Below are 24,322 nucleotides of genomic sequence, written 5' to 3'. Positions count from 1 at the left end.
ATTGTGGCTACCGTCGCAATCTGGAGTGTTGTTCATGGCTGTCCCCTCGATCACCGAACTGAGCCTGCTGAAAGCCCTGTGGCGCCGGCAGCCACTGAGCGCCCGCGAAATCCATGACGCCGTGGTCGAGGAACTGGCCTGGTCATATTCTTCGACCCGCAAGACGCTCGAACGCATGCTGGAGAAAAACATGGTGCGCCAGGAGCTGCGCCATGGCGTGCAGGTGTACGAGGCGGTGAGCGACAAGGTCGACACCCTGGCCGCCTTCGCCCATGACTTCGGTCGGCGTGTGATGGAAATCGATACGCCGCTGCCGGTCAATATGTTCACCGGCAGCAAGCTGGTCGACAATGCGGAGCTGGCCCGCCTGGAGCAGCTGCTCAATGACTGGCCCGACGACAAGGGCGATGCGCCATGAGCGCGCTCGACCAGCTGGCCATCCGCTTCCTGTTCGCCAGCGCGGGCTGCCTGGCGGCTGGGCTGGCGGTATGGGGCGCGACCCGGCTGGCGCGGCGCGCGCTGCCGGCGCTGGGCATGCAGCGCTCGACCTGGCTGCTGGGACAGGCCGCGATCGCGGCCACCTTCCTGCTGCTGCTGATGCCTCCTGCGCGGCAGGCGAATATGCAGCCGGTGTTCGAAGTCGATGTGAGCGCCGCGGCAACGACACTGCCCGTTGTCGACATGGCCCCCGAGACCGTCGCCGGCATGCTGGCGGCCGCCGTGGAGGGGCGTTCCCCGCTGGCATGGCTGGCCTGGGCCTGGGTGCTGGCCTATGCGCTTGGCCTGGCATGGATGCTGGGCCGGCTCTGGCGCGGCCAGCGGACGCTGAACCGGCTGATGCGAGGCGGTGCGCGCCAGCCAGCTGCAAGCGGGCCGGGCATCGTCGAAGTCGACGCCCCGATCCCGCCCATGCTGGTCGGACCATTCAGGCCGCGGCTGCTGCTGCCGCTATCGTTGCGCGACATCGATCCGCTGCAGCGCGAGCTGATCGTGGCCCATGAACTGACGCACTGGCGTCGCGGCGACCTGTGGTGGCTGACGGCGGGCGCCATGCTGCAGGCGCTGTGCTGGTTCAATCCCGCCATGCGCCTGCTGCGCGAAAAACTCAGCTGGGCGCAAGAACTCGGCTGCGACCGCGACGTGTTGCGCGGCCGGCCGCCGCGCGAGCGCCGCGCCTACGCCGCCGCACTGGTCGCACAGTTGCGCATGCAACATCATGGGGTGCACGGGGCCTTGGCATTCGGCGGCGTCAGTCCCGATACGCTGGCGGCCCGGGTCGAACTGATCCGCGTCCCGGGCGCGGCGCGCTATGCCGTACTGGCGCGCGGCGCCGGACTCGCGATCCTGGCGCTGGCCTTCGCCGGCAACCTGGCGCTGCAGCCCGCGCTGGCCTGGAGCAGCCATCCCAAGACGCTCGATTGCACCCTCATGCTCGACGCCGCGAGCGGCGCGCGCCTGGTGGAGCAGGGCGATTGCGGCGTGCGCGCCACGCCGGCCTCCACGTTCAATATTGTCGTCAGCCTGATGGGTTATGACGCGGGCATCCTGCTCGACGCCCACACGCCGGCGCTGCCTTTCAAGAAGGGCTATATCGACTGGCTGCCGGCCTGGCGCACCACCACCGACCCGACGAGCTGGATCCGCAACTCGACCGTGTGGTATGCGCAGCAGGTGACCTCGCGCCTTCGTCTCGATGGCTTGCAATCGTATCTGCAGCGCTTCGATTACGGCAACCGCGACCTGTCGGGCGGCGTCACCGATGCCTGGATCGGTTCCTCGCTGCAGGTCTCGCCGCAAGAGCAGGCGGCTTTCCTACGCAAGGTCGTCAACCGCGAGCTGGGTTTGAATCCGCACGCCTATGACATGACGGCGACCCTGCTGCGGCTACCCACGTTGCCGAATGGCTGGGACGTCTACGCCAAGACCGGCACCGCCGTGCTGGAGCAGCCGAAGGGTTCGCAAGATCCGCCGCGCTCCTATGGCTGGTTCGTCGGCTGGGCCAGCAAGGAAGGGCGCACGATCGTGTTCACGCGCCTGACCCTCGACCGGCAGCACCCGGAGCGCGCAGCCGGTCCGCTATTGAAAGAAGCCTTCCTGCGCGAACTGCCGTCAAGGCTGGACGCGCTCTAAACCTTATTTGAGGAACCCTTCATGAAGATCACAAGCCTGGCATTGGCCGCGGCAGGACTCGTCACGTGCATGCCTTTCGCATCCGCCGACGACTGGAACACGCCGCAGGAACCCTTCGCCCTGTCCAGCGACAGCTATTACGTTGGCACGCGCGGCCTCAGCGCGGTGCTGATCGCCTCGAAGCAGGGACACATCCTGATCGATGGCGCCATCCCCGAGGCGGCAAGCCAGATCGCGGCCAATGTCCGCAAGCTCGGTTTCAAGGTCGAGGACATCCGCATCATCCTCAATTCGCACGAGCACTTCGACCACGCGGGCGGGATCGCCGAGTTGCAGCGGCTGTCCGGCGCCGAGGTCAAGGCGACCGCCGCCGCAGCGCCGGTCCTGCGCTCCGGCAAGGCCAGTCGCGGCGATCCGCAATATGCCGGCCTGCTCGAACACGACATGGCGCCGGTGGCCAAGGTCGGCATCGTGCGCGATGGCGAAACGGTCAAGGTTGGCCCGTTGGCCGTTACCCTGCACGCGACGCCCGGCCACACCCAGGGCGGTTCGACCTGGACCTGGGTATCGAACGATGGCGGCAAGCGCGTGAACATGGTGTACGCCGACAGCCTGAACGCCATCGGCGCCGGGGCCTTCCGCTACAGCGGCGACCCGGCCTATCCGAACGCGCGCGGCGACGTCGAGCGCTCGATTGCGAAAGTCGCGGCGCTGCCTTGCGACGTGCTGGTCTCGGCCCACCCGGAAGGGAGCGACTTGTGGAAGCGCCACGCGCAGCGCGCCAAGCTGGGTAACGCGGCTTTCGTCGACAAGACCGCTTGCCGTACCTACGCCGACAAGGGCCGCGCGCGGCTGCAGAAAACGCTGGCGGCGGAAGCGAAGACCCCGGCGATCGTCTGGCGCGACAATGCGAAGATCACTGAACTGTTCGAGAAGGCAGGCGTCACCGGCACCTTCGTCGTGCATGATGTCGCCACCGGTGAATTCACGGGCCACGACCGCCAGCGCGCGAGCATCCGCTACGTTCCGGCGTCGACCTACAAGATCCCGAATTCGCTGATCGGCCTAAGTACCGGCGCAGTCTCCAGCGTTGACGAAGTGCTGCCGTATGGCGGCGGGCCGACCTACCTGCCGGAGTGGGCCAAGGACATGCCGCTACGCGAGGCGATCAGGATATCGAATGTCCCGGTGTACAAGGAGCTTGCGCGCCGCATCGGCATGCCGCGCATGCGGGAAGGATTGCACCAACTTGATTATGGAAATATGAACGCGGGCGCGGTCATCGACGCCTTCTGGCTCGAGGGGCCGTTGAAGATCAGTGCGGTCGAGCAGACGCGCTTTTTGGGCCGACTTGCGCAAGGCAAGCTGCCGTTCCCGGAGCCGGCGATGGCGGCGGTGCGCGAGATCGTACGCCAGGAGGATAACCCGAACCTGTACGCGAAGACTGGATGGTATATGCCAGACGATCGCAAGAACCAGATCGGCTGGTGGGTGGGCTGGGTCGAGAAGGACGGCAAGATGTATGCGTTCGCGCTGAATGCTGACATCACTGACGATACGGTTGGCGCAAAGCGGGTGCCGCTGGGGAAGGCGGCGTTGCAGGTGCTGGGGCTTTTGTGAACGAGGGGGCTAGGCGCAGATCTCGTGAAAGAGATCGCGCCAGGATGGGTTAAGTGACTGGATCAGGTTGATCTTCCAGTCGCGGTTCCAGCGTTTGAGTTGTTTTTCGCGGGTGATGGCAGCGGTGATGTCGGTGTGGATTTCGTACCAGACCAGGTGTTTGACGTCGTACCTCTTCGTGAAGCTGGCGACTGCGGCTTCCTTATGCTGCCAGATACGTTTGATCAGGTCGGACGTGACGCCGATGTACAGGGTGCCGTACGGACGGCTGGCGAGCATGTAGACGTAGGAGGGCTTGTCCATGGGGGCCAGTTTGTGCTGGCGGTCATGGGTAGCGTTTGTGGCTGGTCAAATGGACTTGGGTTCCCGCCTGCGCGGGAACGACGTCAATGCTGGCTGCATTGTGCCGACAACGCGATTCCTGCCACGTACTCGAACACGTCGTTCCCGCGAAGGCGGGAACCCAAGCCCGCAGCACACCACCACAATCCCCGCCCACAAAAAAAGCCGCCCAAAGGCGGCTTCCCATCGCAGCCGAAACCAGCTATCAAGCCGGTTCCAACCGCCTTACTGCCCGCGCTTCGCGCGCGCCTTGGCGGCGATGCGCATGCGCAGCGCGTTCAGTTTGATGAAGCCGCCCGCATCCGCCTGGTTGTAGGCGCCGCCGTCTTCGTCGAAGGTGGCGATGTTCATGTCGAACAGCGAATCGGTCTTCGAATCGCGCGACACGACGATCACATTGCCCTTGTACAGCTTGATGCGTACCCAGCCGTTGACGGTGGCCTGGGTGTGGTCGATCAGGGTCTGCAGCGCGACGCGCTCCGGCGCCCACCAGTAGCCGTTATAGATCAGCGACGCGTAACGTGGCATCAGGTCGTCCTTCAGGTGCGCCACTTCGCGGTCCAGCGTGATCGATTCGATCGCGCGGTGCGCGCGCAGCATGATGGTGCCGCCCGGGGTTTCGTAGCAGCCGCGCGACTTCATGCCGACGTAGCGGTTTTCCACCAGGTCCAGGCGGCCGATGCCGTGCTTGCCGCCCAGGCGATTCAGCTCGGTCAGGACGGCGGCCGGCGACAGGCGCTTGCCGTTCAGGCCGACGATGTCGCCTTTTTCGAATTCGACATCGAGGTACTCGGCTTCGTCCGGCGCCTGCTCGGGCGACACGGTCCAGCGCCACATCGATTCCTCGGCTTCGGCGCTCGGGTTTTCCAGGTGGCGGCCTTCGAACGAGATGTGCAGCAGGTTGGCGTCCATCGAGTACGGCGCGCCGCCGTTCTTGTGTTTCATGTCGACCGCGATGCCGGCGTCTTCCGCGTACTTCAGCAGTTTTTCGCGCGACAGCAGGTCCCATTCGCGCCATGGGGCGATGATCTTGACGTCGGGTTTCAGCGCATAGGCGCCCAGCTCGAAGCGCACCTGGTCGTTGCCCTTGCCGGTCGCGCCGTGCGAGACGGCGTCGGCGCCGGTCTCGTTGGCGATCTCGATCAGGCGCTTGGCGATCAGCGGACGCGCGATCGAGGTGCCCAGCAGGTATTCGCCTTCATACACGGTGTTGGCGCGGAACATCGGGAACACGAAGTCGCGCACGAACTCTTCGCGCACATCGTCGATATAGATATTCTCTGGCTTGATGCCGAATTTCAGCGCCTTGGCGCGCGCCGGTTCCAGTTCCTCACCTTGGCCGAGGTCGGCGGTAAAGGTGACGATTTCGCAGCCATAATTGTCTTGCAGCCATTTCAGGATGACGGAGGTGTCGAGGCCGCCGGAATAGGCAAGTACTACTTTCTTGATGTCGCTCATGGGAGTTCCAGTGATGGAGGGATGGTAGAGGAGTAATGGTCAGCTGGCGCGCAAATCCATCCTGTCATTACAACAGGACGGATGGCCAACGATCAAGCTTCGGGGGTAAAAAAATTAATCTTCAATGCGACCGAGCAGCAGGTATTCGATCAGGGCTTTTTGCACGTGCAGGCGGTTTTCGGCTTCATCCCAGACCACCGATTGCGGGCCGTCGATGACGCCGGCCGAGACTTCCTCGCCGCGGTGCGCGGGCAGGCAGTGCATGAACAGGGCGTCGCTGGCCGCGCGCGCCATCTTGGCTTCGTCGACGATGAAGCCGTCGAAGGCTTTCAGGCGCTCAGCGTTTTCCTTCTCGTAGCCCATGCTGGTCCAGACGTCGGTATTGACCAGGTGGGCGCCGGCGCAGGCGTCCGACGGGTTGTCGAACAGCGTGTAGCGCGTGGTGTTGACGAGGCTCGGATCCATCTCGTAGCCCTTCGGCGTCGAGACGTTCAGGTGGAAGCCGAACACTTCGGCCGCCTGCAGCCACGAGTACAGCATATTGTTGGCGTCGCCGATCCAGGCCACCGTCTTGCCGGCGATCGAGCCGCGGTGTTCCCAGAAGGTGAACACGTCGGCCAGCACCTGGCAGGGATGGTGTTCGTTGGTGAGACCGTTGATGACCGGGACGCGCGAATTGGCGGCGAAGCGGTCGATGATGTCCTGGCCAAAGGTGCGGACCATGATGATGTCGCACATGCGGCTCATCACCTGGCCGGCGTCTTCGACCGGCTCGCCGCGGCCCAACTGGCTGTCGCGGGTGTTCAGGTAGATGGCGGCGCCGCCCAGCTGGTGCATGCCGGCCTCGAAAGAGAGGCGGGTACGGGTCGAGCTCTTTTCGAACACCATCACCAGGGTGCGGTCGACCAGCGGATGATAGACCTCATAGGCCTTGAACTTGCGCTTGATGATCGCCGCGCGCTTGATGACGTATTCGAACTCGTCGCGCGTGAAGTCGGAGAATTGCAGGAAGTGCTTGATCGGAGTGGTGCCTGGCATAATCTGGTCTACTCGTTTGTTGTCCCTTGAATTATAAGGGCTTTTTCTTTCCGTTAGGGAAAGTGACGGTTTCTATTCCTAATATAGCGTCTGGGCCGATTCGTGCAGCAACTGCCCATACAGCTCGTGGCGCATGCGCGCGATCTTGCCGTCGGCGACCGCGTCCAGCACGGCGCACTGCGGTTCGGCCAGGTGGCGGCAGTTATAGTACTTACAGCCGCCCAGGTAGGGCTTGAACTCGACGAAGGCGCGCTCGAGCATCCCTTCCGTCAGGTGGTACAGGCCGAACTCCTGGAAGCCGGGCGAATCGATGATCGCCGAGGTCTTGCCGTCGACTTCCGGCAGCCAGTACAGCCTGGTGAACGTCGTGGTGTGCTTGCCGGTGTCGAGGGCGGCCGAGATTTCGCGCACCGCGATGTCGGCGTCCGGCACCAGCAGGTTGATCATCGACGACTTGCCCATGCCGGACTGGCCGATGAAGATCGACGAGTGGCCTTCGAGCAGCGGGGCCAGGGTGGCCACGGTCTGTTCGGGGTTCCCGGTGGCCGATACCTCGTGCACCGGATAACCCAGCGCGGCATACGGCGCAACGCGCTCGCGTGCGCGCGGCAGCAAGTCTTCGACGTCGGTCTTGTTCAGGATGAGGTGGGCCTCGATGCCGGCCGCCTCGCAGGCAACCAGCGCGCGCGACACCAGGTCGTCGGTAAAACCGGGCTCGGTGGCGACGACGATGAACAGGCGCGAGATGTTCGCCGCCAGCAGCTTCGATTTATATTGGTCGGAGCGATAGAGCAGGGTGGTGCGGTCCGCGATCTTTTCGATCACGGCCTGGTCGTTCGAGGTGCGCTTGAGGTGCACCACGTCGCCTACGGCCACATTGGTCTTCTTGCCACGCGTGACGCATTGCAGCTTTTCGCCGCCGGCGTCGGCCAGGTAGTGGCGGCCGTGGGCCGCGATGATGGTGCCGGTCAATTCACTGTTCTTGTCGCTCATGCGCTGGTCATTCCAAGGTAAAGCGCATTCACTTTCGCGGCGCAGATAAAATCGTTTTCAGTCAGGGCGCCGCCGGCCGAGTGGGTGCTCCAGGTCACGCGGCAGGTGGCGTATCCGACCGTCATGTCGGGGTGGTGATCCTGCGTGTCGGCGACCTGCGCCACCGCGTTGACGAAGGCGATGGTGGCGCGGTAGTCCGGCAGCTTGAATTCGCGCGACAGGATGCCGTCGATCGCGGTCCAGTCGGGTACGTCGGCCAGCAGGGCGTCGATCACCCACGGATCGAGCGCCCTCGCGTTGTGGATGCAGTCGCGATGCTCCAGCTTCATGCGCCCGCCATCGTCAGGTGTTTCACGCGCACCGAGGCCGGCGGATGCGAATCGTAGAAGGCCGAGTGCAGCGGGTCCGGGGTGAGCGTGGAGGCGTTGTCCTCGTACATCTTGACCAGGGCCGATACCAGGTGGCGGCTATCGGTATGCTGGGCCGCGAAGGCGTCGGCCTCGAATTCGTGCTTGCGCGAGCTGATCGACGACAGCGGCGCCAGCGGGAAAGTAAACACCGGGAGTACCAGCATGAACAGGATCAGGGCCATGCCGTCGTTCGAGACGTTCATGAAGGGCAGCACGCCCAGGCCCGTATAGAACCAGGCCTGGCCTTTCAGATAGCCGAGCAGGGCCAGGAAGGCCAGTGACATCGCGAACATCACGGCAACGCGCTTGACGATGTGGCGCAGCTTGAAGTGGCCCAGTTCGTGCGCCAGCACGGCTTCGATCTCTTGCGGCTCGAGTCGCGACAGCAGGGTGTCGAAGAACACGATGCGCTTGGCGCGGCCGAAGCCCGAGAAATAGGCATTGCCGTGGGCGCTGCGCTTGGAGCCGTCCATCACGAACAGGCCGCGCGATGCGAAGCCGACGCGCGCCATCAGGCTCTCGATGCGCTGCTTGAGGCTGGCGTCTTCGAGCGGGCTGAATTTATTGAACATCGGCGCGATCACGCTCGGGTAGATCGCAATCATGAGCAACTGGAAGCCGCTCCACACCAGCCAGGTATAGAACCACCACAGCTCGCCCGACTTGTCCATCAGGGTGAGCACGACCCACAGCAGCGGCAGGCCGATGACGGCGCCCACGATCGTGCTCTTGACCAGGTCGCTGAACCACAGGCCCGGCGTCATCTTGTTGAAGCCGAAGCGCTGCTCCAGCACGAACTGGCGGTACCAGTCCAGCGGCAGGTCGAGCAGGCTGGAAATCACGCCGAACGCGATCACCAGCGCCATCTGGTGCCACAGCCCCGGACCGGTCAACGGCAGCAGGGCCAGCGACAGCAGCTGCAGGCCGCCCAGCAGGGTAAAGCCGATCAGGACCGCGCCGCCCCACAGCATGCCCACCAGGCCGAGGCCGGTCTTGGCAACGGTATAGTCGGCCGCTTTCTGGTGCGCCGCCAGCGGCACCTTTGGCGCAAACTCGGCCGGCACGCTGGCGCGATGGCGCGCGATGTGCCGGATGTGGCGCGCGGCCAGCCAGGTGCGCAGCACCATGGTGAGCGCGAAGAAAACGACGAACAAAACCGAAAACCCGAATGATGACATTCTGTGCCTGTGAGAAAATGCAGGATTAAGTGTAAAACACGACTAGGCAAAGAGAGAATTATGTCACAAGCTACACCAACCACCGAGTCCGCCGCAGCCCAGCGTCCAAACGAGTTCAACCTGGTCTGGGTGGACATGGAAATGACCGGCCTGGACCCGGACAACGACCGCATCATCGAAGTGGCGGTGGTCGTCACCGACCCAGAGCTGAACATCATCGCCGAAGGCCCGGTATTCGCCATCCACCAGTCGGACGCAACCCTCGACAAGATGGATAACTGGAACAAGGGCACCCACGGCAAGTCGGGCCTGATCGACCGCGTGAAAGCCTCGACCGTGACCGAAGCCCAGGCCGAGCAGGAACTGATCGCCTTCCTCAAGCAGTACGTGCCCTCGAACAAATCGCCGATGTGCGGTAACTCGATCTGCCAGGACCGCCGCTTCATGGCGCGCGGCATGCCGAAGCTGGAGGCGTTCTTCCACTACCGTAACCTGGACGTGTCGACCCTGAAGGAATTGTGCCGCCGCTGGAAGCCAGAGGTTGCCACCGGCTTCAAGAAGCACCAGAAGCACACGGCCCTGGCCGACATCACCGAATCGATCGAAGAACTGCGCTATTACCGCGAGCACTTCATCCAGAAGTAATGTTGCAAAAATCGCAGCAAAAAACTGCGATGTATTGACAGGAAGGTATGCGACAATCGGCGGTATGGTTCCGCTCCCGCATACCGCTTTCTCGAGTGACGGCCAGGTAGCTTCGCGCATGCGCGGCCACGACTGGCAGGCGTCCAGCCTCGGCCCGGCCGACGGCTGGCCGCCATCCCTGCGCACCGCAGTGGACATGATGCTGCATTCGTCCTTCCCGATGTTCATCGCGTGGGGACCGCAGTTCGCCTTCCTGTTCAACGACGCCTACATCCCCATCCTGGGCGAGCGCTATCCGTGCGCGCCCGGCCTGCCGTTCGCCGAGGTGTGGCCCGAAGCCTGGCCCGACCTGCGGCCGCTGCTCGAGCGCACCATGGCGGGCGAGGCGGTGTTCTTCGAAGACCTCGAGCTGAACCTGCAGCGCAACGGCTATCCCGAGCGCGCCTGGTTCACCTTCTCGTATGCCCCGCTGGTCGACGCGGCCGGCCAGGTCGGCGGCCTGTTCTGCACCTGCATGGAAACCACCGGCCGCGTGCTGGCCGAGCGGCGCGCCGCCTTCCAGCTCAGGGTGTCCGATGCGCTGGGCCCGATCGACGATCCGGGGGAGGTGATCGCCACCGCCAGCGCCTTGCTGGGCGTGGAGCTCGGCGCCGCCCGGGTGCTGTATGCCGAGATCGATCCGCTCAGCGGCCAGCTGGACGTGCCGCGCCTGTGGTCCCAGGATGGCGCAAATGCGCCGGCCGCGCTGCGCTCGCCGCTGCACGATTTTAGCCCCGCAGTGGTGGACGAGCTGCGCAGCGGCGCCGTGGTGCAGATCCACGACGCGGCCAACGACCCGCGCGCGCAAGGCCTGCGCGCCGCCTGGCGCGACGAGCGCATCGGCGCCCTGCTGGTGGTGCCGCTGGTGAAAGCCGGCCGCCTGATCGCCTGCCTGGGCGTCGATGCGCCGAACCCGCGGTCCTGGACCGCCCACGACGTCCAGCTCGCGCGCGACGTGGCCGAGCGCACCTGGGCCGCGGCCGAGACCGCGCGCGCCCAGGCGCTGCTGCGCGAAGAGCGCGACCGCAGCCGTGACATCTTCGACAATATCTCCGAAGGCTTCGCACTGTTCGACCGCAACTGGATTATGCTGCGCATGAACGCCGAGGGCCTGCGCATCTGCGCCGTCACGCGCGAGGAAGTCATCGGCCGCAACCACTGGGAAGTGTTCACCTCCATGGCCGACAGCGAGGCCGGCCGCATGTACCACCGCGTGATGGAAACGCGCCGCGCCGGCGCCGCCGAGCAATGCCACACCTTCCCCGACGGGCGCCGCATCTGGACCGATATCCGCGCCTATCCGACTCAGGACGGCGGCATCGCCAGCTTCTTCCGCGACATCACCGACCGCAAGCTGGCCGAAGAAAAACTGATGGACGCCGACCGCCGCAAGGACGAATTCCTGGCCATGCTGGCGCACGAGCTGAGGAACCCGCTGGCGCCGATCAGCGCCGCCGCCGAGCTGCTCCGTATGGGCAATATGGACGAGCGCCGCGTGCACCAGAGCAGCACCATCATCGGCCGCCGGGTGCGCCACATGACACGCCTGGTGGACGACCTGCTCGACGTGTCGCGCGTCACGCGCGGCCTGATCACGCTGGGCCAGGCGCGGGTGCCGGCGCGCGCCGTGGTCGAAGAAGCGGTGGAGCAGGTGCGGCCGACGATCGACGCGCGCTCGCAGCAGCTTGGCGTGCGCCTGCCTCCCGAACACGCCGCAGTGCGCGGCGACAAGGCGCGCCTGGTGCAGGTGGTGGCCAATGTGCTGGGCAACGCCGCCAAGTACACGCCGCCGGGGCGCGGCATCGACCTGCGCGCCGAGGTGCTCGGTACGCGCCTGGTGCTCAGTGTGCGCGACGAGGGTATCGGGATGGACCGTGAGCTAACCGGGCGCGTGTTCGACCTGTTTACCCAGGCCGAGCGTTCGTCTGATCGCTCGCAGGGCGGGCTTGGGCTGGGGCTGGCCCTGGTCAAGCACCTGGTCGAGCTGCATGGCGGCACGGTGGGCTGTTCCAGCCCGGGGCTGGGCAAGGGCAGCACCTTCGTGATCAGCTTGCCGCTGCTGCAGGAAGAAGAAACGTCGGCGCCTTCACCGGGGGCCGCTTGCCCGGCCGGCGCCGCGTCCTTGCGCGTGCTGGTGGTGGATGACAATCACGACGCCGCCGAGACGCTGGGTCTGTTGTTGTCGGCGCAGGGGCATGAGGTGGCGATCGAGCATGCGTCGCTGCCGGCGCTCGAGCGCGCGCGGGGCATGCGGCCGGATGTTTGCCTGCTCGATATCGGGCTGCCAGAGATGGATGGGCGCGAACTGGCGCGCCGACTCAAGGCCGATCCAGCGACGCGTGACGCGACGCTGATCGCCATTACCGGGTACGGCCAGCAGCAGGACCGTGATGCGGCGTTGGCCGCGGGCTTCGCGCATCATCTGGTCAAGCCGGTCAATGTCGACGTGCTGCTGCGCGTGCTGGACGGCGTGCGCACAAAGGAACATTCCAATCAGTCCGAGACGTTTGCCGACGTCGTTCCCGCGCAGGCGGGAACCTAAGTAATTGGAGTAGCCACAAGAATAATCGAAGGAGACTACATGAAAACAAAACGCACTGTCATCGCAGAATCACTGGCGCTTGTATTACTCTCCACCCTGGGCGTTGCCTCATACGCCGCCAACCCGATCGTCCCCGGCTGGTACGCCGACCCAGAAATCCGCATCTACGGCAACAAATACTGGATCTATCCCACCTATTCGGATCACTACGGCGCCCCGCGCAAGTCGCGCGGATTCACTCCAGAGCAGGACGCCATGCGCGCCAAGTCCGACCTGATATGGGAACCCTACCTGAAGCAGACCTTCCTCGATGCCTTCTCGTCGACCGACCTGGTCAACTGGACGAAACACACCCACGTACTCGACGTCGAGAACGTCTCGTGGGCGGCGTATGCGGTGTGGGCTCCATCCGCCATCGAGCACAACGGCAAGTACTACCTGTTCTTCGGCGCCAACGACATCAAAGCCAATGGCCAGCTGGGCGGCATCGGCGTAGCGGTCAGCGACCGGCCCGAAGGCCCGTTCAAGGATGCGCTCGGCCGCCCGCTGATCGACAAGATCCACAACGGGGCCCAGCCGATCGACCAGATGGTGTTCAAGGACGACGACGGCCAGGTGTATATGTATTACGGCGGCTGGAAGCACGCCAACGTCGTCAAGCTGGCGCCGGATCTGCTGAGCGTCGTGCCGTTCCCGGACGGGACCACCTATAAGGAGATCACGCCCGATCCGGCTTATGTGGAGGGGTCGTTCATGGCCAAGCGCAATGGCGTGTACTACTTCATGTGGTCGGAAGGAGGGTGGACGCGGCCGGATTATCGCGTTGCCTATGCCATGAGCAAGTCGCCGTTTGGGCCGTTCAAGCGTATTGGCACGATCCTGCAGCAGGATACGACTATCGCCAATGGGGCGGGGCATCACTCGGTGGCCAATATTCCGGGCACGGATGACTGGTATATCGTCTACCACCGCCGGCCGTTGGGGGATAAGGACGGCCATCACCGCGAGACGGCGATCGAGCACTTGTACTTCAATGCGGATGGCACGATCAAGCCGGTGGTCATGACTAAGGAGGGTGTGGCGCCGCGGCCGATCGTGCCCGGCGGATGAACGTGTCAAGCGGTTGACAAGACCGCTCGACGGTTCTGCTGGACATGAGAAAGCAGCCGAGCAATGGCGCCAGTCCCGCCAGAACATATTGGCTCAGGCGCCTTGTATGACGGCTTCCGACCCAAATCGGACTTTCGCTCTCATTATCGGTCTCTCAGTAAATTGGAAATTTTATTAATAGATTGCTCATAGCACCCAAAGGGTTATCTTAGCCAACGATTTGCAGCGCGCCGATCAGTTTCAACCAAATCAATTTCCTGAAATCGCGTTTTAATCTCGCCAATTAGATCATCCATGGCGTAAATAAAATCGCTGCTGGCCTGCTCAATCTCACCCCAAGGACCTTGTTGCTCGGGAGATAGTGGTGCGTCTCCGGGGTTGGAAAAAAAGCGTCGCTCATCAGATGCTCGATACTGCTCCAAGTGATCATAACAACGATTCCATGCCTCTTGCGCGCGCAGAACTATGTCATTTACTGTAGTGTTGAATAGATGAAAGCTAGGCGCGTTAATTGCATTGTTGAACAACTCGTTAAAATATAAGTCTCGTTGCAAAATCTTTCTCGGAAGATCGTTGTAGATCCGGCATAAGTCTGCGGTATAAACGTTCGACATTAAGTCTTCTAGAGTTCGAAGGTCTCTATGGCGAAATACGTTGTTTAGGTTTTGGAACTGAGTGCGCACCCATGACTCATGGTCTGCCTTCAGCTTGTGTAGTCGAGATGGAGGCCAAGCGTCTTCATTCTTGTCTACTTCGCCATGATGGTTTCGACAGAGAAGAATTAGGTTGGCATAACTGTTTACATAAGTTGGGCTCAAGGTGACATCATAACGAGCGGAACCAGGATTTTCCCCCGCAATGTGGGCTTGCTCCCCCAAAACATACGAGTCAGCACCAGCAGTCTCGCCATCAGCAGTTAACTCACTCTGACAAATCGCACAACGCTGCGCTGCTCGCCCCCAAAGGAGTTTTATATGCCTAACCCCTAACTGTTTCTTTGTTGCCGTATTGTTTTTCTTCTGGTCGCTCATGGTTATCTTTATTAGCTAATGCAAGTTTCAAAAAATCATCCAGCTATGCCCTAAGGCGCACGTTCGAATTAGGACAACAGGTCATGGGACCAAAATCGCATAGTCTCGTGAATGACCGGAGCCGACCGATTGCGGAAATTTGAACTAATGGCAGACTGGGGGTGATAGCTAACAACCGTAGGACGAGTAAACCGACAAAACCTCATCTGCTGTTATTTTGAGCATTGATCACGGTTATCATCAAATCTGCTTCAGTGATTGCCTTCCAAGTTTTTCTAAAATCCTGGAATTCTTGTGCATCCGCAAATGAGATGGTTCTATCGCCAAAGTCGTACACCGATTCGAGGATCGGCGGATTCTCCGCGATGTCGGATAAATAAAACAAATCAAGTCCGGCTCTATTTGTCGAATGTTCGAGCGCGAACTGTTTAAACCTGCTTGTTAAATTTTGGAAGTCATCGGATTTTCCACCGGCTGCTTCTACCACCACAACATCGATATCCGAATCAAGTTTGAAGCAATTGCTAGGTCCGCGACTTCCGAAAATATAAATTTCCATCATGTATTAGGTGTACGATTAAGAATTAAGAGAAGAAAAGAGCACCCGATGTTGCCAACTGTGGCCGGGAAGCCAGAGCATGTTGCTGCGTAAACAAGGTTCTCCGGATGTCACAATGGGCAACTCCCGGCCCAAAGCGGACATTAAGTCACACGCACCGAACGATTATTTCTTACTGTCTAGCTGCTTGAAAGAGTGACTTTTTCATAATTGGTGGAACTTTAGTCGTAATTTCGTATTTCTCAAATCTGTAATTGGGGCTCACACTATCGCAGTTGTCTGACTAAATTCAGAATGGCTTGAGGTCCAATCCAGTGCATGTTATGGCGCAGCGTTTGGTTCTCTAAAAAAAAGAAAAAATGGTTGGAAAATCAAAGTGTGAGCTGGAATGGAGCTCGCCTGGGTTTGAAAAGCTTCCGTCCGTATGATCGATTGGATGTGACAATTAGCGAACTCCGGAGATCATGGTGACTCCTATACTTGTTGCACTTGTAATACTACAAGTTTACAACAAACTATAGCAGTCTAGAAAGTGTTAGCCCTACAGACCTACGGCCGCATTCCAATCAGCAACGTACATATAGACACGTTGGTACTCGGACGGCAGGAGTACGCGGTTGTGAGCAATGAAATGTCGCACTTTTTCGAGCTCGTCCATTCTCTGCTTAAGCCAATGCTGGGAAGGAATAACTGCCTCAAAATGCTTCCAATTTTCTGAAATAATTGCAGCTAAATTCCCAAAATCTACGAAGCCTAGTATGTCAGACTTTTCTCCTTCAAGCCATGAATCGTCGACTGCGGTTTTCTGGCGCGATTCAGCAAAAATCTTAATTTTATTTGGCAGCTTGTCTACCCAATCAGTTCGTTCTTTTTCTTCCAGCGTCTCACGGATTAATGCCCTGACCTCGTTCTCAAAACAGTGGAGCACAGCGTATAATCTGGCCATATTGAGTGCGTTATTGCGTCTTGATACGCCAAATGCCGAAAGAGCGGTTGATAAAAGACGTTCTTCGACTTCGCTCTGATCAGCTCCGACTTGGATGCCCGCGCTTTGGAACTGATCGGCCTCGGACTCAAACATCAGGCCGCGAAACATAAAGTCACGAATATCCTTTCGTTGATTAATCAAGGAGATGTTCCTTCAGCGATTTGAAGATCGCGTTAAATACCTCAACATCCTTAGTTGCTGGAAGATGAATCTGTATGTTGTAGTGCAGAGTAGTACGCCCATGCGACCTCTCTGATGCTGGCGGTGGGATAATTATCGCCTGATTATTTGGCTCATTAACATCCGTACGTTTTTCGGCAGGCGTATCAGAAAAGTCTGCAAGATCTAATAGCGCAAAAAAAGTACTTGCCATTAGTTTTGCTACTTGCGGGCTAGCATTATGCATGCTTTTGAACTTGCCTTCGATAAGAGGGCGGTCGTTCGGGGTAGGCTTCGCGCGAATTGTGAAGAGATCAGAATACGCCTCACGAACAGCATCGCCCATTATTTTTCGGCTCTGTGCAGAGTTGCGATAATCGTGGTAACGAGTACTTGGCGAGCCATCAGTGTTCAAAAAACCAAGAGACTTTAATAGTGGGATTACTGCACGGTAGCTTGACGACAAAAAGCCCCAATCTTTTAAATGCTGTTGTGAGAATCTCTCGGGTGCAGCGCCGTCACAAATTTTCGAAAAAACCTCAGGGAGCTGTCCATAGTTCTGTACGTAACTACTTGTAAGCGCCACAGGTCACCTCTATTTTATGTTGTCTGAGCAACAAGTGTACATCATGTTTGAACGTAGTAGTCAATTCCTCCCGGTATTTCTGAGGCCCCAATAAGGGTTTAAGTAGGTGCTTTCTTCACACGGGACATTTTCAAAGATTTGTCCTTCTTGAGGGCTTTGTAACTCAGCGACGCTTCGCTAAATTTGTTTGCTTCTGGCCGACAGAAGCCGTTCTGATAGGGAGCGAATGTAGTTGTTGATCGCGAAACAACTTGACCTAGAGCTATGCGCTCCGCTTGATTGCTGCACTATTTTTGGATGGCGTCGCACTCATTTCGTGCAAATGTGCTGTAATGACGCTCTCTGCGCTCATCCTTGGTGCAATGCCATCCTTTCTTCTTTCTATCTTACGGCGGCCACACCCGGTCGTCTTACCGCCCATCGGCCAGGCGCGGGCCGCGTTCGGCGCATTGTTCGGCCTGGCCCTGTCCGGCGTGCTGAGCCAGGTCGTGCTGGCCTGGAGCGCCCCCGGCGCCCACGTCGCCTGGCTGGTCGCTCCCATGGCCGCCTCCGCCGTGCTGTTATTCTGCGTCCCCGCCAGCCCCCTGGCCCAGCCCTGGCCCGTCATCGGCGGCAATGTGGTCTCGGCCCTGGTCGGCGTCAGCTGTGCCCAACTGCTGCCCGACCCGATGTTCGCCGCGCCACTGGCCGGGGGGCTGTCGATCGCCATGATGTTCCTGCTGCGCTGCCTGCATCCGCCGGGCGGGGCGGTGGCGATGACGGCGGTGCTGGGCGGGCCGGCGGTGCACGAGGCCGGCCTGTCGTTCGCGCTGGCGCCAGTGGGCCTGAACACCGTGCTGCTGGTGCTGGCGGCGCTGCTGTACAACCGGGTGACGGGCGCCCACCACGTGCATAAAGCCGCTCCGGCGCCGCTAGATGTGGCGGCCGAGGACATCGACGCCGCGCTGGAACACTTCGGTGAAGCGCTCGACGTGTCGCGCGAAGACCTGGCCGTCATCGTCAACGATGCCGAGCACCATGCGGCCGAGCGCCGCGTGCGTCGCCTGCATGCCGGCGACGTCGTGGTGCCGCCGCTGGCGCTGCTCGAACCGGACATGCCGCTGGCGACGGCGCGCGCCATCCTGCTCGAACATGGCTTGCCTTCGCTGCCGGTGGTGGATGGGGAAGGGCGGCTGCTTGGTGTACTGACCCTGAAATCCCTGCTGCGGGCGGCGGCCGAGGCCGAAGCGTGGAGCATCAAGGCGAGGGCGCTGATCGTGCTGCGCGGCCGCAAGGATGCCGAGCGGGTGGCTGAGCTCATGATTGCCGGGATCGCGGTGCAGGCGGGGCAGCCGGCGAGCGACGTGGCCTCGCTGGCGGGCCGCCATGGCCTGGCGCGGGTGCCGGTGGTCGATGCGGCGGGAATGCTGGTGGGGATGGCAGGGCCGGTCGAAGTGCTCGATGCCTTGCATGGGGTGGCGTTGGCGACGCAGGGGTGGCGGTTGCGGCGTCGGCGCGGGGATTGATGCAGTCGCGGCGCCGATGTCGTATGCGATGATCCGGCCGCCAACGATCACCGCGTCGGCGGCATAGCGCGGGGCCGCCGAGGCCGACCCTACAGGTGAATCACCGATACAAACAATTCAGGCCGATCCAGGTGAATCAAGCCGATTCAGCCCCGCAGCACTTCTTGTACTTCTTGCCGCTACCGCAAGGGCAATCGTCATTGCGGCCGACCTTCGGCTCCTCGCGCACCACGGTCTCGACCGCGGCCTTGCGTAGCGGCAGCCAGTAGCGGTAGATGTCCGGCACGTTGGCCTCGATCTGCAGCGCCAGGGCGTGGATCTGGTGCGGACTGTCGACCAGGTCCAGCTCTTCTTCCTCGATCTCGTCGGCGCCGAGCAGGTAGATCGGGCGGATCAGTTCGGCAACGTCCGAGTTCTTGATCGGATCCCAGGAGCCGGCGCGCAGTTCGACGCCTTCCCAGAAGCCCCAGCACCAGGCTTCCGGATCGATCAGCACCTTGCCTTCGAATTCATGTTCGACGAACAAAGGCTCGAATTCCTTGGGCGAGACTTCGAACGTGATCAGGATTTCGTTCATGAACCGCATAATCAGGTTCATGATCTTTTCCAACTCGCGCGGATTCTTCCACTTCGGCGCATCCGCCTCGCTTTCGCCCCACACCTTCGGCAGCCATTCGGAAGGCATGATGGTTTCCGGACCGATCGCGATCGCGGTCAGGTAGCCGTGCAGGGTGTCCATCGTCATCGCGTCGTCGGAGCAACGGTCGGACAAGAGGAACTGGTCGAGTTCGTCGAATTCTTTTTCGGAGAGGGGCTGTTCGAGATGCATGGGAGTGTCTGGTGATGGCGCCCGGGCGCCGGTTTTGCGTAAAGGCGCCAGTGTAACCCCTGCGCCGCCGGGCGGCAGCAAAAACCTCGATTGGTATGGCAAGCGGCCCGGAGATGGCGCTGCGGCGCAACGGCCGCGGCGCCGGGACGGCATCAACGCTTGGCGGTAAAGGCCTTGGTCAGCTCGTCGGCCGCGAACTGCTGCGCTTCCTTGGCTTTCGGCACCACCGCGCCCATGCCGAAGAACTCGTGGGTCACGCCGGTGAAGTGGCGGTAGTTGACGGTCACGCCTTCCTTCTTGAGGCGGTCGGCGTAGGCCTTACCCTCGGTCATCAGCGGGTCGATCTCGGCCGTGATCACGGTCGCCGGCGGCAGGCCCTTGAGCGAGGTGGCCTTCAGGGGCAGGGCGTACGGGCTCTTCGGATCGGCGCCGTAGTGCTTGAAGAACCAGCCCATCATTGCCTTGTTGAGCGGCTTGGCGTTGGCGTTCTTCTTGTACGACGCGTTGTTCATGTCGTTGTCGACCACCGGATACACCAGCAGCTGGTGCACCGGCAGCTGGGCTTTCTGGTCGCGCGCCATCATCGAGACCACGGTCGCCAGGTTGCCGCCAGCCGATTCGCCGGCCACAGCCACGCGGGTGGCGTCGCCATTGAAGCTCTTGGCGTTTTCGATCGCCCATTTATAGGCGGCGAAAGCGTCTTCCGGCTGGGTCGGGAACTTGTGTTCCGGCGCCAGGCGGTAGTCGGCCGAGACGACGATCGCCTTGGCCCCCTTGGCCAGCGCGCGCACCGACGCTTCATAGACCTTGGTGTCGGCGATCACGAAGCCGCCGCCGTGGTAGTACACGATGACGGGGAACGGCCCCTTGCCTTCAGGGGTGAAGATATGAACCGGGAAGCTGCCGCCCTTGCCCTGGACCGTCTGGGTCTTCATGGTCACGCCCGGTTCCGGCGCAGTGCTCTGGCCGGCATCTTGCAGCACTTTTTTCACCGCATCGGCGGCCGACGGCTGCTTGCGCGCTTCTTCCGGGCTCAGGGTCTCGATCGGCTTCGGTTTCAGCGATGCCATTGCGTCGAGCACCTTCTGCATGCTCGGCTCGGCCTTCGGCGGCTGGGCGGCGGTCTGGGCAATCGCGGTGCCGGCCAGCATGCCGGCGGCCAGTGCAACCATGGTCAGGGTCAGTTTTTTCATGTTTTTCCTTATCGGGTTTCTCGCCCGGCGCGACATGCGCCTGGGGTTTCTGACATGAGACCGTGTAACAATGCCGCACTCCGTGCGTAAACGAACTCAGCGCGGGTGAAATGCGGGCCTTTCCCGCTTCGCCGTGCGCCGCCGTACAATAGGCACATGGATAACTTAACCACCGACAACGAAACGCCCGAGCATCCGTATGCGCGCCTGGATCCCGCCCTGGTGCTGGACGCGCTCGACAGTGTCGGCATGCATGGCGACGGCCGCCTGCTGGCCCTGAACAGCTACGAGAACCGCGTGTATCAGGTCGGCCGCGAGGAGGGCGGGCCGGTGGTGGTCAAGTTCTACCGTCCCGAACGCTGGAGCGACGCCGCCATTCTCGAGGAACACGCCTTCGTGGCCGAACTGGTGGAGCGGGAAATCCCGGTCGTGCCCGCGCTGCAGATCGATGGCAAGACCCTGCATGCCTTCGAAGGCTTCCGTTTTTCGGTCTTCCCGAGCCGCGGCGGACGCGCGCCCGAGCTCGGCGACCCGGCGGTGCTGGAGTGGATCGGCCGTTTCATCGGCCGTATCCACGCCCAGGGCGCGGTCAAGGCCTACGAACACCGGCCGGCGCTCGATCCGCTCACGTTCGGCCGCCAGCCTTACGACTACCTGCGCCAGCACGATTTCATCCCACCCGAGCTGATGGCGGCCTGGTCGAGCGTGGTCGAACAGGCGCTGGACGGCGTGGCGCGCTGCTACGAGCGCGCCGGAGAACTGCCGCTGCTGCGCCTGCATGGCGACTGCCATGGCGGTAACGTGCTGTGGACGCCGGATGGGCCGCACTTCGTCGATTTCGACGACAGCCGCATGGGCCCGGCCGTGCAGGACTTGTGGATGCTGCTCTCGGGCGAGCGTCACGAGATGGTCGGCCAGATGGCCGACGTGCTGGCCGGCTATGAGGACTTCTGCGATTTCCACCCGCGCCAGTTGTACCTGGTCGAGGCGCTGCGCACCCTGCGCCTGATCCATTACGCGGCGTGGCTGGCGATGCGCTGGAGCGATCCGGCTTTCCCGGCCGCCTTCCCCTGGTTTAATACCCAGCGCTACTGGCAGGACCGTATCCTGGAGCTGCGCGAGCAGGTGGCCCTGATGGACGAGCCGCCCCTGTGGCCGGTGTGAGGGGCCGAATGGATGAGCAGAGCCAATATTGCCGTCCAGTTCCGCGTAGCATACTGAACGGATTTGCCGGATAATCGAACCGACCGCCGCCATTGAGACCTCGCATGGAACCAAACCCAGCCAAGCAAGACGAAGCCGACTTCTCGATCGACCTGTCGCAGGCCGCCGGCATGGCGCAGCCCGACGTGCCGCCCGAATCCGCTCCCGAATCCGCCTCCGAAGTCGTGCCCGAAGCCCCTGCGGCCACCCAGGCCGCTCCGGCCCCAGCCGCGCGCAAGCCCCTCGAGATGCGCGAAATCCAGGAAGCGATCGCGCGCGTCGAAGCCGAGGCCAAGGCCAACGTCGCCTCTGAAAACCGCCAGACCGCCGAATCGCGCGCCCGCACGCTGGCCGACGAGCGCGCCGCCATCGATGCCGCCGCCGCAGCCGCTGCGGTGGCCAATTCACAGGCATCCGAAGACGCGATCGCGGCCAACCGCGACCGCCTGGAATCCCTGCGCGCCGCCTCGAAGGCATCCGCCGAGCGCCTGGAAGCGATCCGGCAAGAGACCGCCGAGCTGCGCGCGCGGGTCAAGAGCGATACCGAGATCCGCCTGGCGCTGGAGGCCCGTTCGCGTTCCGAAGAAGAAGCGCGGCGCCGTGCCGCGGTCCAGATGGAAGCCGAGGCAGAACTGGCGGCCAAGGCCGCGCGTGCCGCCGACGAGCTGGTGGCGCATACCGAACAGGCCAGGCTGCAGGCCGCCGAGCGTATGGCGGCGGTGGAGGCGGCCAAGGAAGAAGTGCTGCATAACGCCAGCGCCGACGCCCGCATCGCGATCCTGGCGCGCGAGCGCGAGCGCGCCGAAAAGGCCGCGCGCCAGACCGCCGAGAAACTGGCCGAGGCCGAAGCCGAGGCGCTCGACCTGACCCAGCAGCGCGAACGCGCCGACCAGGTGGCCCTGGCCTCGGCGTTCCAGCGTGCGGCAGCCGAGGCGCGCGCGCTGGAAGAAGCGCGCGCCATGGCCCATATCGAACAGGAACGCGAGGCGATCGCGCTGGCCCAGGCCGAGTCCGAGCGCGTCGCGGCCCAGTCGCTGCGCATGCGCCTGCAGACCGAAAAAGAATTGCGTGACGCCGCCACCCACCGCGAGCGCCTGGAGCAAATGGCGGCCGCCAGCGCCGAGGCGCGGCGCGAGGCCGAGACGCGCATCCTGGCCGCCACCGAGGCCCGGATCGAGACCGACCGCAGGCTGCGCCTGGTGGCCGAAGACCGCGTCCGCGCAGAGGAGGAAGCGGACGAGCAGGTGCAAGCCCGGCTCGAGGCCGAGGCCGAAGCGGCGCTGGATGCGCGCGCGCGCGCCGCGGCCGACGAGGCGGCGGCGGCGGCGGCACTGCGCGAAGCCGAGGAGCACCGGCGCGAGCGGCTTCTGGCCGAAGAAAAAGCGGCGCTGGCCCAGGCTGCGGCCGAGGTCCAGGCCGCGCGCAATGCCGACGAAGCCGAAGCGGTCGCATTCGAGGCCGAACTGGTCGAACTGCAGCGCCAGGCGGCGCAACTGGCGGCGAGTAAGCGCGAAGAAACCGAACGCCTGGCCCAGCTCGAACGTGAGCGGGTGGCCGCCGAATCCCAGGCCCTGGCCGATCTCGAACAGAAAGTGGCGGCCGAGCGCGAATTGATGCTGGCGGCCCAGGCGCGCAGCGAAGCCGAGGCTGCAGCCGCGGCGGCGCTGGCCGCCAAGGCGCAGGCCGAGCGCCGCCTGGAAGAAGCCCAGCGCGCGACCTTCGAAGCGCAGCAGACCCAGATGGATGCGGTGGCGGAAGAAGCCACGCAAGCCGAAGCGACGCGCGACGCCCAGCAGGCGCATGCGCGCCGGGCGCAAGAGCTGGCCCAGGCCCAGCAGGAACGCACCGAAGTCGAGCGTCAGCAGGTGACACTCACCGAGCAGGCGATCGGCGCCGAACGCGAAGCCACGCAAGCCGCGCGCGAATCGCTGGCCCTGGTCGAGCGCAAGCTGGCCGCCCAGCGCGCCCAGGCCACGGCCGACGCGCGCGCCAACGAGGCGCAGGCGGCGCGGCTGGCGTCGGAACACGCCGCCGCCCAGGCCGCCGAAGCGCGGGCCGAGGCCGAGGAAGCACAAGCCCGGCTGGCGCGCGAGCGCGAGCTGGTCGAGCACGCGGCGGTGCAGGCGGCGGTCGAGAAACGCGAAGCCCAGCGCGCGCTGCTGGAACACGCCCAGGCCCACGCCGAAATGCAGCGCAAGGCGGCGCACGCCACCCTGCAGATGGCCGATGCGCGCAAGCACCTGGTGAATTTGGAAAGCAAGCGCCAGGACGAACAGGCCGCCGAACTGGCGGCCACCGAGCGCGTCATCGGCGAGCGCAAGGTCGAAGCCGGCCAGCGTTCGGTGTCGGCCGACCTGACGCGCGAGGTATTGGGACGGTTCAAGCAGTCGCAGGCGAGGGCCGGCGACACCTCGGCCGCGCAGGCGGCGGCGAGGTTGGCGGAAGTGATTGCGGCTCAGCGCGAACTGGACCGGGATCTGGATGGTAAAACGGACCGGGACTAACGGAGTGGTCTGCGCCTGCGTTTAACTGCGGCCCGCACCCTCAACTCGTCGTTCCCGCGAAGGCGCACTGCTGTCCGGAATAATCTTCTTGATTTTTCCATCAGAATAGGCGTCCTTGTTTGAGTGCCAAGTCCTCTCGATATCGACGCTGTCGTCGGTATCGAGAGAGTTCGGTGGCGCCGCGTTGAAACAGGGTTTCCCGTACCTGCACCAAACACTCCCACAATGTGCCTTTGACGGCATTTCGCTGCTTGTAGAGG

General features: G+C 62.7%; 21 protein-coding genes and 1 pseudogene. 10 read left to right on the top strand and 12 right to left on the bottom strand.

The annotated features are described in order from the left end of the window. Positions 1-34 precede the first annotated feature (34 nt). From FVD38_RS09930 to blaOXA, 4 genes and pseudogenes are all read left to right on the top strand, one after another. Complete coding sequence (locus FVD38_RS09930; RefSeq protein WP_147934670.1) at positions 35-418, top strand: BlaI/MecI/CopY family transcriptional regulator; 384 nt, start codon at positions 35-37, stop codon at positions 416-418. After that, positions 415-2,130, top strand: coding sequence for a M56 family metallopeptidase (locus tag FVD38_RS09925; RefSeq protein ID WP_147934669.1), 1,716 nt, complete (start codon positions 415-417; stop codon positions 2,128-2,130). Before FVD38_RS09930 ends, FVD38_RS09925 begins: the two co-directional genes overlap by 4 nt. A gap of 21 nt (positions 2,131-2,151) precedes the next feature. Then, positions 2,152-2,994, top strand: a pseudogene (gene bla, locus FVD38_RS27190) (subclass B3 metallo-beta-lactamase); the annotation flags it as partial. Next, on the top strand, positions 2,983-3,750 hold the full coding sequence (blaOXA, locus tag FVD38_RS27185) for a class D beta-lactamase (protein WP_147934776.1): 768 nt from the start codon (positions 2,983-2,985) through the stop codon (positions 3,748-3,750). The pseudogene bla and the gene blaOXA, both read left to right, overlap by 12 nt. 9 nt (positions 3,751-3,759) lie before the next feature. Here blaOXA and FVD38_RS09915 read toward each other — a convergent pair whose 3' ends face one another. The 6 genes from FVD38_RS09915 to FVD38_RS09890 all read right to left on the bottom strand — a co-directional run bounded on the left by FVD38_RS09915 (position 3,760) and on the right by FVD38_RS09890 (position 9,169). Beyond that, positions 3,760-4,053, bottom strand: coding sequence for a GIY-YIG nuclease family protein (locus FVD38_RS09915; RefSeq protein ID WP_147934668.1), 294 nt, complete (start codon positions 4,051-4,053; stop codon positions 3,760-3,762). A 264-nt stretch (positions 4,054-4,317) separates the two neighbouring features. After that, entirely contained in the window at positions 4,318-5,550 is a 1,233-nt protein-coding gene (locus FVD38_RS09910) for an argininosuccinate synthase (protein ID WP_123072145.1), read from the bottom strand. A 114-nt stretch (positions 5,551-5,664) separates the two neighbouring features. Continuing rightward, positions 5,665-6,588: an ornithine carbamoyltransferase gene (argF, locus tag FVD38_RS09905; RefSeq protein ID WP_147934667.1), complete on the bottom strand. Its 924-nt coding sequence runs from the start codon at positions 6,586-6,588 to the stop codon at positions 5,665-5,667. 78 nt (positions 6,589-6,666) lie between these two features. Further along, positions 6,667-7,581 carry a ribosome small subunit-dependent GTPase A gene (gene rsgA, locus FVD38_RS09900; RefSeq protein ID WP_147934666.1) on the bottom strand — a complete coding sequence of 305 codons (915 nt, stop codon included), beginning with the start codon at positions 7,579-7,581 and terminating at the stop codon, positions 6,667-6,669. After that, complete coding sequence (locus FVD38_RS09895) at positions 7,578-7,910, bottom strand: 4a-hydroxytetrahydrobiopterin dehydratase (protein ID WP_147934665.1); 333 nt, start codon at positions 7,908-7,910, stop codon at positions 7,578-7,580. Before FVD38_RS09895 ends, rsgA begins: the two co-directional genes overlap by 4 nt. Then, entirely contained in the window at positions 7,907-9,169 is a 1,263-nt protein-coding gene (locus tag FVD38_RS09890) for a M48 family metallopeptidase (RefSeq protein WP_147934664.1), read from the bottom strand. Before FVD38_RS09890 ends, FVD38_RS09895 begins: the two co-directional genes overlap by 4 nt. A 60-nt stretch (positions 9,170-9,229) precedes the next feature. Here FVD38_RS09890 and orn point away from each other — a divergent pair, with 60 nt between their 5' ends. From orn to FVD38_RS09875, 3 genes are all read left to right on the top strand, one after another. Continuing rightward, positions 9,230-9,814, top strand: a complete 585-nt coding sequence (orn, locus tag FVD38_RS09885; RefSeq protein ID WP_123072140.1) for an oligoribonuclease — start codon at positions 9,230-9,232, stop codon at positions 9,812-9,814. A gap of 64 nt (positions 9,815-9,878) precedes the next feature. Then, the gene (locus FVD38_RS09880; protein WP_147934663.1) at positions 9,879-12,395 is read left to right on the top strand and encodes a hybrid sensor histidine kinase/response regulator; all 2,517 of its coding nucleotides are present in this window, start codon (positions 9,879-9,881) and stop codon (positions 12,393-12,395) included. 39 nt (positions 12,396-12,434) lie between these two features. Next, positions 12,435-13,505: a glycoside hydrolase family 43 protein gene (locus FVD38_RS09875; protein ID WP_147934662.1), complete on the top strand. Its 1,071-nt coding sequence runs from the start codon at positions 12,435-12,437 to the stop codon at positions 13,503-13,505. A gap of 203 nt (positions 13,506-13,708) precedes the next feature. On the opposite strand, the gene FVD38_RS09870 is transcribed toward FVD38_RS09875, so the two are convergent. From FVD38_RS09870 to FVD38_RS09855, 4 genes are all read right to left on the bottom strand, one after another. Beyond that, positions 13,709-14,536 (bottom strand): HNH endonuclease family protein, encoded by an 828-nt coding sequence (locus FVD38_RS09870; RefSeq protein WP_147934661.1) that lies wholly within the window; start codon positions 14,534-14,536, stop codon positions 13,709-13,711. Positions 14,537-14,738: 202 nt separating this feature from the next. Then, positions 14,739-15,098, bottom strand: a complete 360-nt coding sequence (locus tag FVD38_RS09865; protein ID WP_147934660.1) for a hypothetical protein — start codon at positions 15,096-15,098, stop codon at positions 14,739-14,741. Positions 15,099-15,636: 538 nt separating this feature from the next. Further along, complete coding sequence (locus tag FVD38_RS09860; protein WP_222706912.1) at positions 15,637-16,224, bottom strand: Swt1 family HEPN domain-containing protein; 588 nt, start codon at positions 16,222-16,224, stop codon at positions 15,637-15,639. Further along, positions 16,217-16,828, bottom strand: coding sequence for a DUF5343 domain-containing protein (locus FVD38_RS09855; RefSeq protein WP_147934659.1), 612 nt, complete (start codon positions 16,826-16,828; stop codon positions 16,217-16,219). Before FVD38_RS09855 ends, FVD38_RS09860 begins: the two co-directional genes overlap by 8 nt. 332 nt (positions 16,829-17,160) lie before the next feature. Here FVD38_RS09855 and FVD38_RS09850 point away from each other — a divergent pair, with 332 nt between their 5' ends. Further along, positions 17,161-18,333 carry an HPP family protein gene (locus FVD38_RS09850; protein WP_147934658.1) on the top strand — a complete coding sequence of 391 codons (1,173 nt, stop codon included), beginning with the start codon at positions 17,161-17,163 and terminating at the stop codon, positions 18,331-18,333. Positions 18,334-18,469: 136 nt separating this feature from the next. On the opposite strand, the gene FVD38_RS09845 is transcribed toward FVD38_RS09850, so the two are convergent. Both FVD38_RS09845 and FVD38_RS09840 read right to left on the bottom strand, forming a co-directional pair. Beyond that, the gene (locus FVD38_RS09845) at positions 18,470-19,162 is read right to left on the bottom strand and encodes a UPF0149 family protein (RefSeq protein ID WP_147934657.1); all 693 of its coding nucleotides are present in this window, start codon (positions 19,160-19,162) and stop codon (positions 18,470-18,472) included. A 152-nt stretch (positions 19,163-19,314) separates the two neighbouring features. After that, positions 19,315-20,355, bottom strand: a complete 1,041-nt coding sequence (locus FVD38_RS09840) for an alpha/beta hydrolase (protein ID WP_187271532.1) — start codon at positions 20,353-20,355, stop codon at positions 19,315-19,317. Positions 20,356-20,511: 156 nt separating this feature from the next. Here FVD38_RS09840 and FVD38_RS09835 point away from each other — a divergent pair, with 156 nt between their 5' ends. Both FVD38_RS09835 and FVD38_RS09830 read left to right on the top strand, forming a co-directional pair. Next, complete coding sequence (locus FVD38_RS09835) at positions 20,512-21,519, top strand: serine/threonine protein kinase (RefSeq protein ID WP_147934656.1); 1,008 nt, start codon at positions 20,512-20,514, stop codon at positions 21,517-21,519. A gap of 104 nt (positions 21,520-21,623) precedes the next feature. Further along, the gene (locus tag FVD38_RS09830; RefSeq protein ID WP_147934655.1) at positions 21,624-24,062 is read left to right on the top strand and encodes a coiled-coil domain-containing protein; all 2,439 of its coding nucleotides are present in this window, start codon (positions 21,624-21,626) and stop codon (positions 24,060-24,062) included. The last annotated feature ends 260 nt before the right edge of the window (positions 24,063-24,322 follow it).

The organism is Massilia arenae, assembly GCF_008014745.1.
Classification (GTDB): Bacteria; Pseudomonadota; Gammaproteobacteria; order Burkholderiales; family Burkholderiaceae_D; genus Telluria; species Telluria arenae.
Note: the sequence above shows the minus strand (reverse complement) of the source record. Positions and strands in the feature narration are given on the sequence as shown.

Bases quoted from the DNA above. Each gene is read 5' to 3' on its own strand.
- FVD38_RS09930 (WP_147934670.1), top strand. From the start codon at position 35: ATGGCTGTCCCCTCGATCACCGAACTGAGCCTGCTGAAAGCCCTGTGG.
- FVD38_RS09925 (WP_147934669.1), top strand. From the start codon at position 415: ATGAGCGCGCTCGACCAGCTGGCCATCCGCTTCCTGTTCGCCAGCGCG.
- FVD38_RS09915 (WP_147934668.1), bottom strand. From the start codon at position 4,053: ATGGACAAGCCCTCCTACGTCTACATGCTCGCCAGCCGTCCGTACGGC.
- FVD38_RS09910 (WP_123072145.1), bottom strand. From the start codon at position 5,550: ATGAGCGACATCAAGAAAGTAGTACTTGCCTATTCCGGCGGCCTCGAC.
- argF (WP_147934667.1), bottom strand. From the start codon at position 6,588: ATGCCAGGCACCACTCCGATCAAGCACTTCCTGCAATTCTCCGACTTC.
- rsgA (WP_147934666.1), bottom strand. From the start codon at position 7,581: ATGAGCGACAAGAACAGTGAATTGACCGGCACCATCATCGCGGCCCAC.
- FVD38_RS09895 (WP_147934665.1), bottom strand. From the start codon at position 7,910: ATGAAGCTGGAGCATCGCGACTGCATCCACAACGCGAGGGCGCTCGAT.
- FVD38_RS09890 (WP_147934664.1), bottom strand. From the start codon at position 9,169: ATGTCATCATTCGGGTTTTCGGTTTTGTTCGTCGTTTTCTTCGCGCTC.
- orn (WP_123072140.1), top strand. From the start codon at position 9,230: ATGTCACAAGCTACACCAACCACCGAGTCCGCCGCAGCCCAGCGTCCA.
- FVD38_RS09880 (WP_147934663.1), top strand. From the start codon at position 9,879: ATGGTTCCGCTCCCGCATACCGCTTTCTCGAGTGACGGCCAGGTAGCT.
- FVD38_RS09875 (WP_147934662.1), top strand. From the start codon at position 12,435: ATGAAAACAAAACGCACTGTCATCGCAGAATCACTGGCGCTTGTATTA.
- FVD38_RS09870 (WP_147934661.1), bottom strand. From the start codon at position 14,536: ATGAGCGACCAGAAGAAAAACAATACGGCAACAAAGAAACAGTTAGGG.
- FVD38_RS09865 (WP_147934660.1), bottom strand. From the start codon at position 15,098: ATGATGGAAATTTATATTTTCGGAAGTCGCGGACCTAGCAATTGCTTC.
- FVD38_RS09850 (WP_147934658.1), top strand. From the start codon at position 17,161: ATGACGCTCTCTGCGCTCATCCTTGGTGCAATGCCATCCTTTCTTCTT.
- FVD38_RS09845 (WP_147934657.1), bottom strand. From the start codon at position 19,162: ATGCATCTCGAACAGCCCCTCTCCGAAAAAGAATTCGACGAACTCGAC.
- FVD38_RS09840 (WP_187271532.1), bottom strand. From the start codon at position 20,355: ATGAAAAAACTGACCCTGACCATGGTTGCACTGGCCGCCGGCATGCTG.
- FVD38_RS09835 (WP_147934656.1), top strand. From the start codon at position 20,512: ATGGATAACTTAACCACCGACAACGAAACGCCCGAGCATCCGTATGCG.
- FVD38_RS09830 (WP_147934655.1), top strand. From the start codon at position 21,624: ATGGAACCAAACCCAGCCAAGCAAGACGAAGCCGACTTCTCGATCGAC.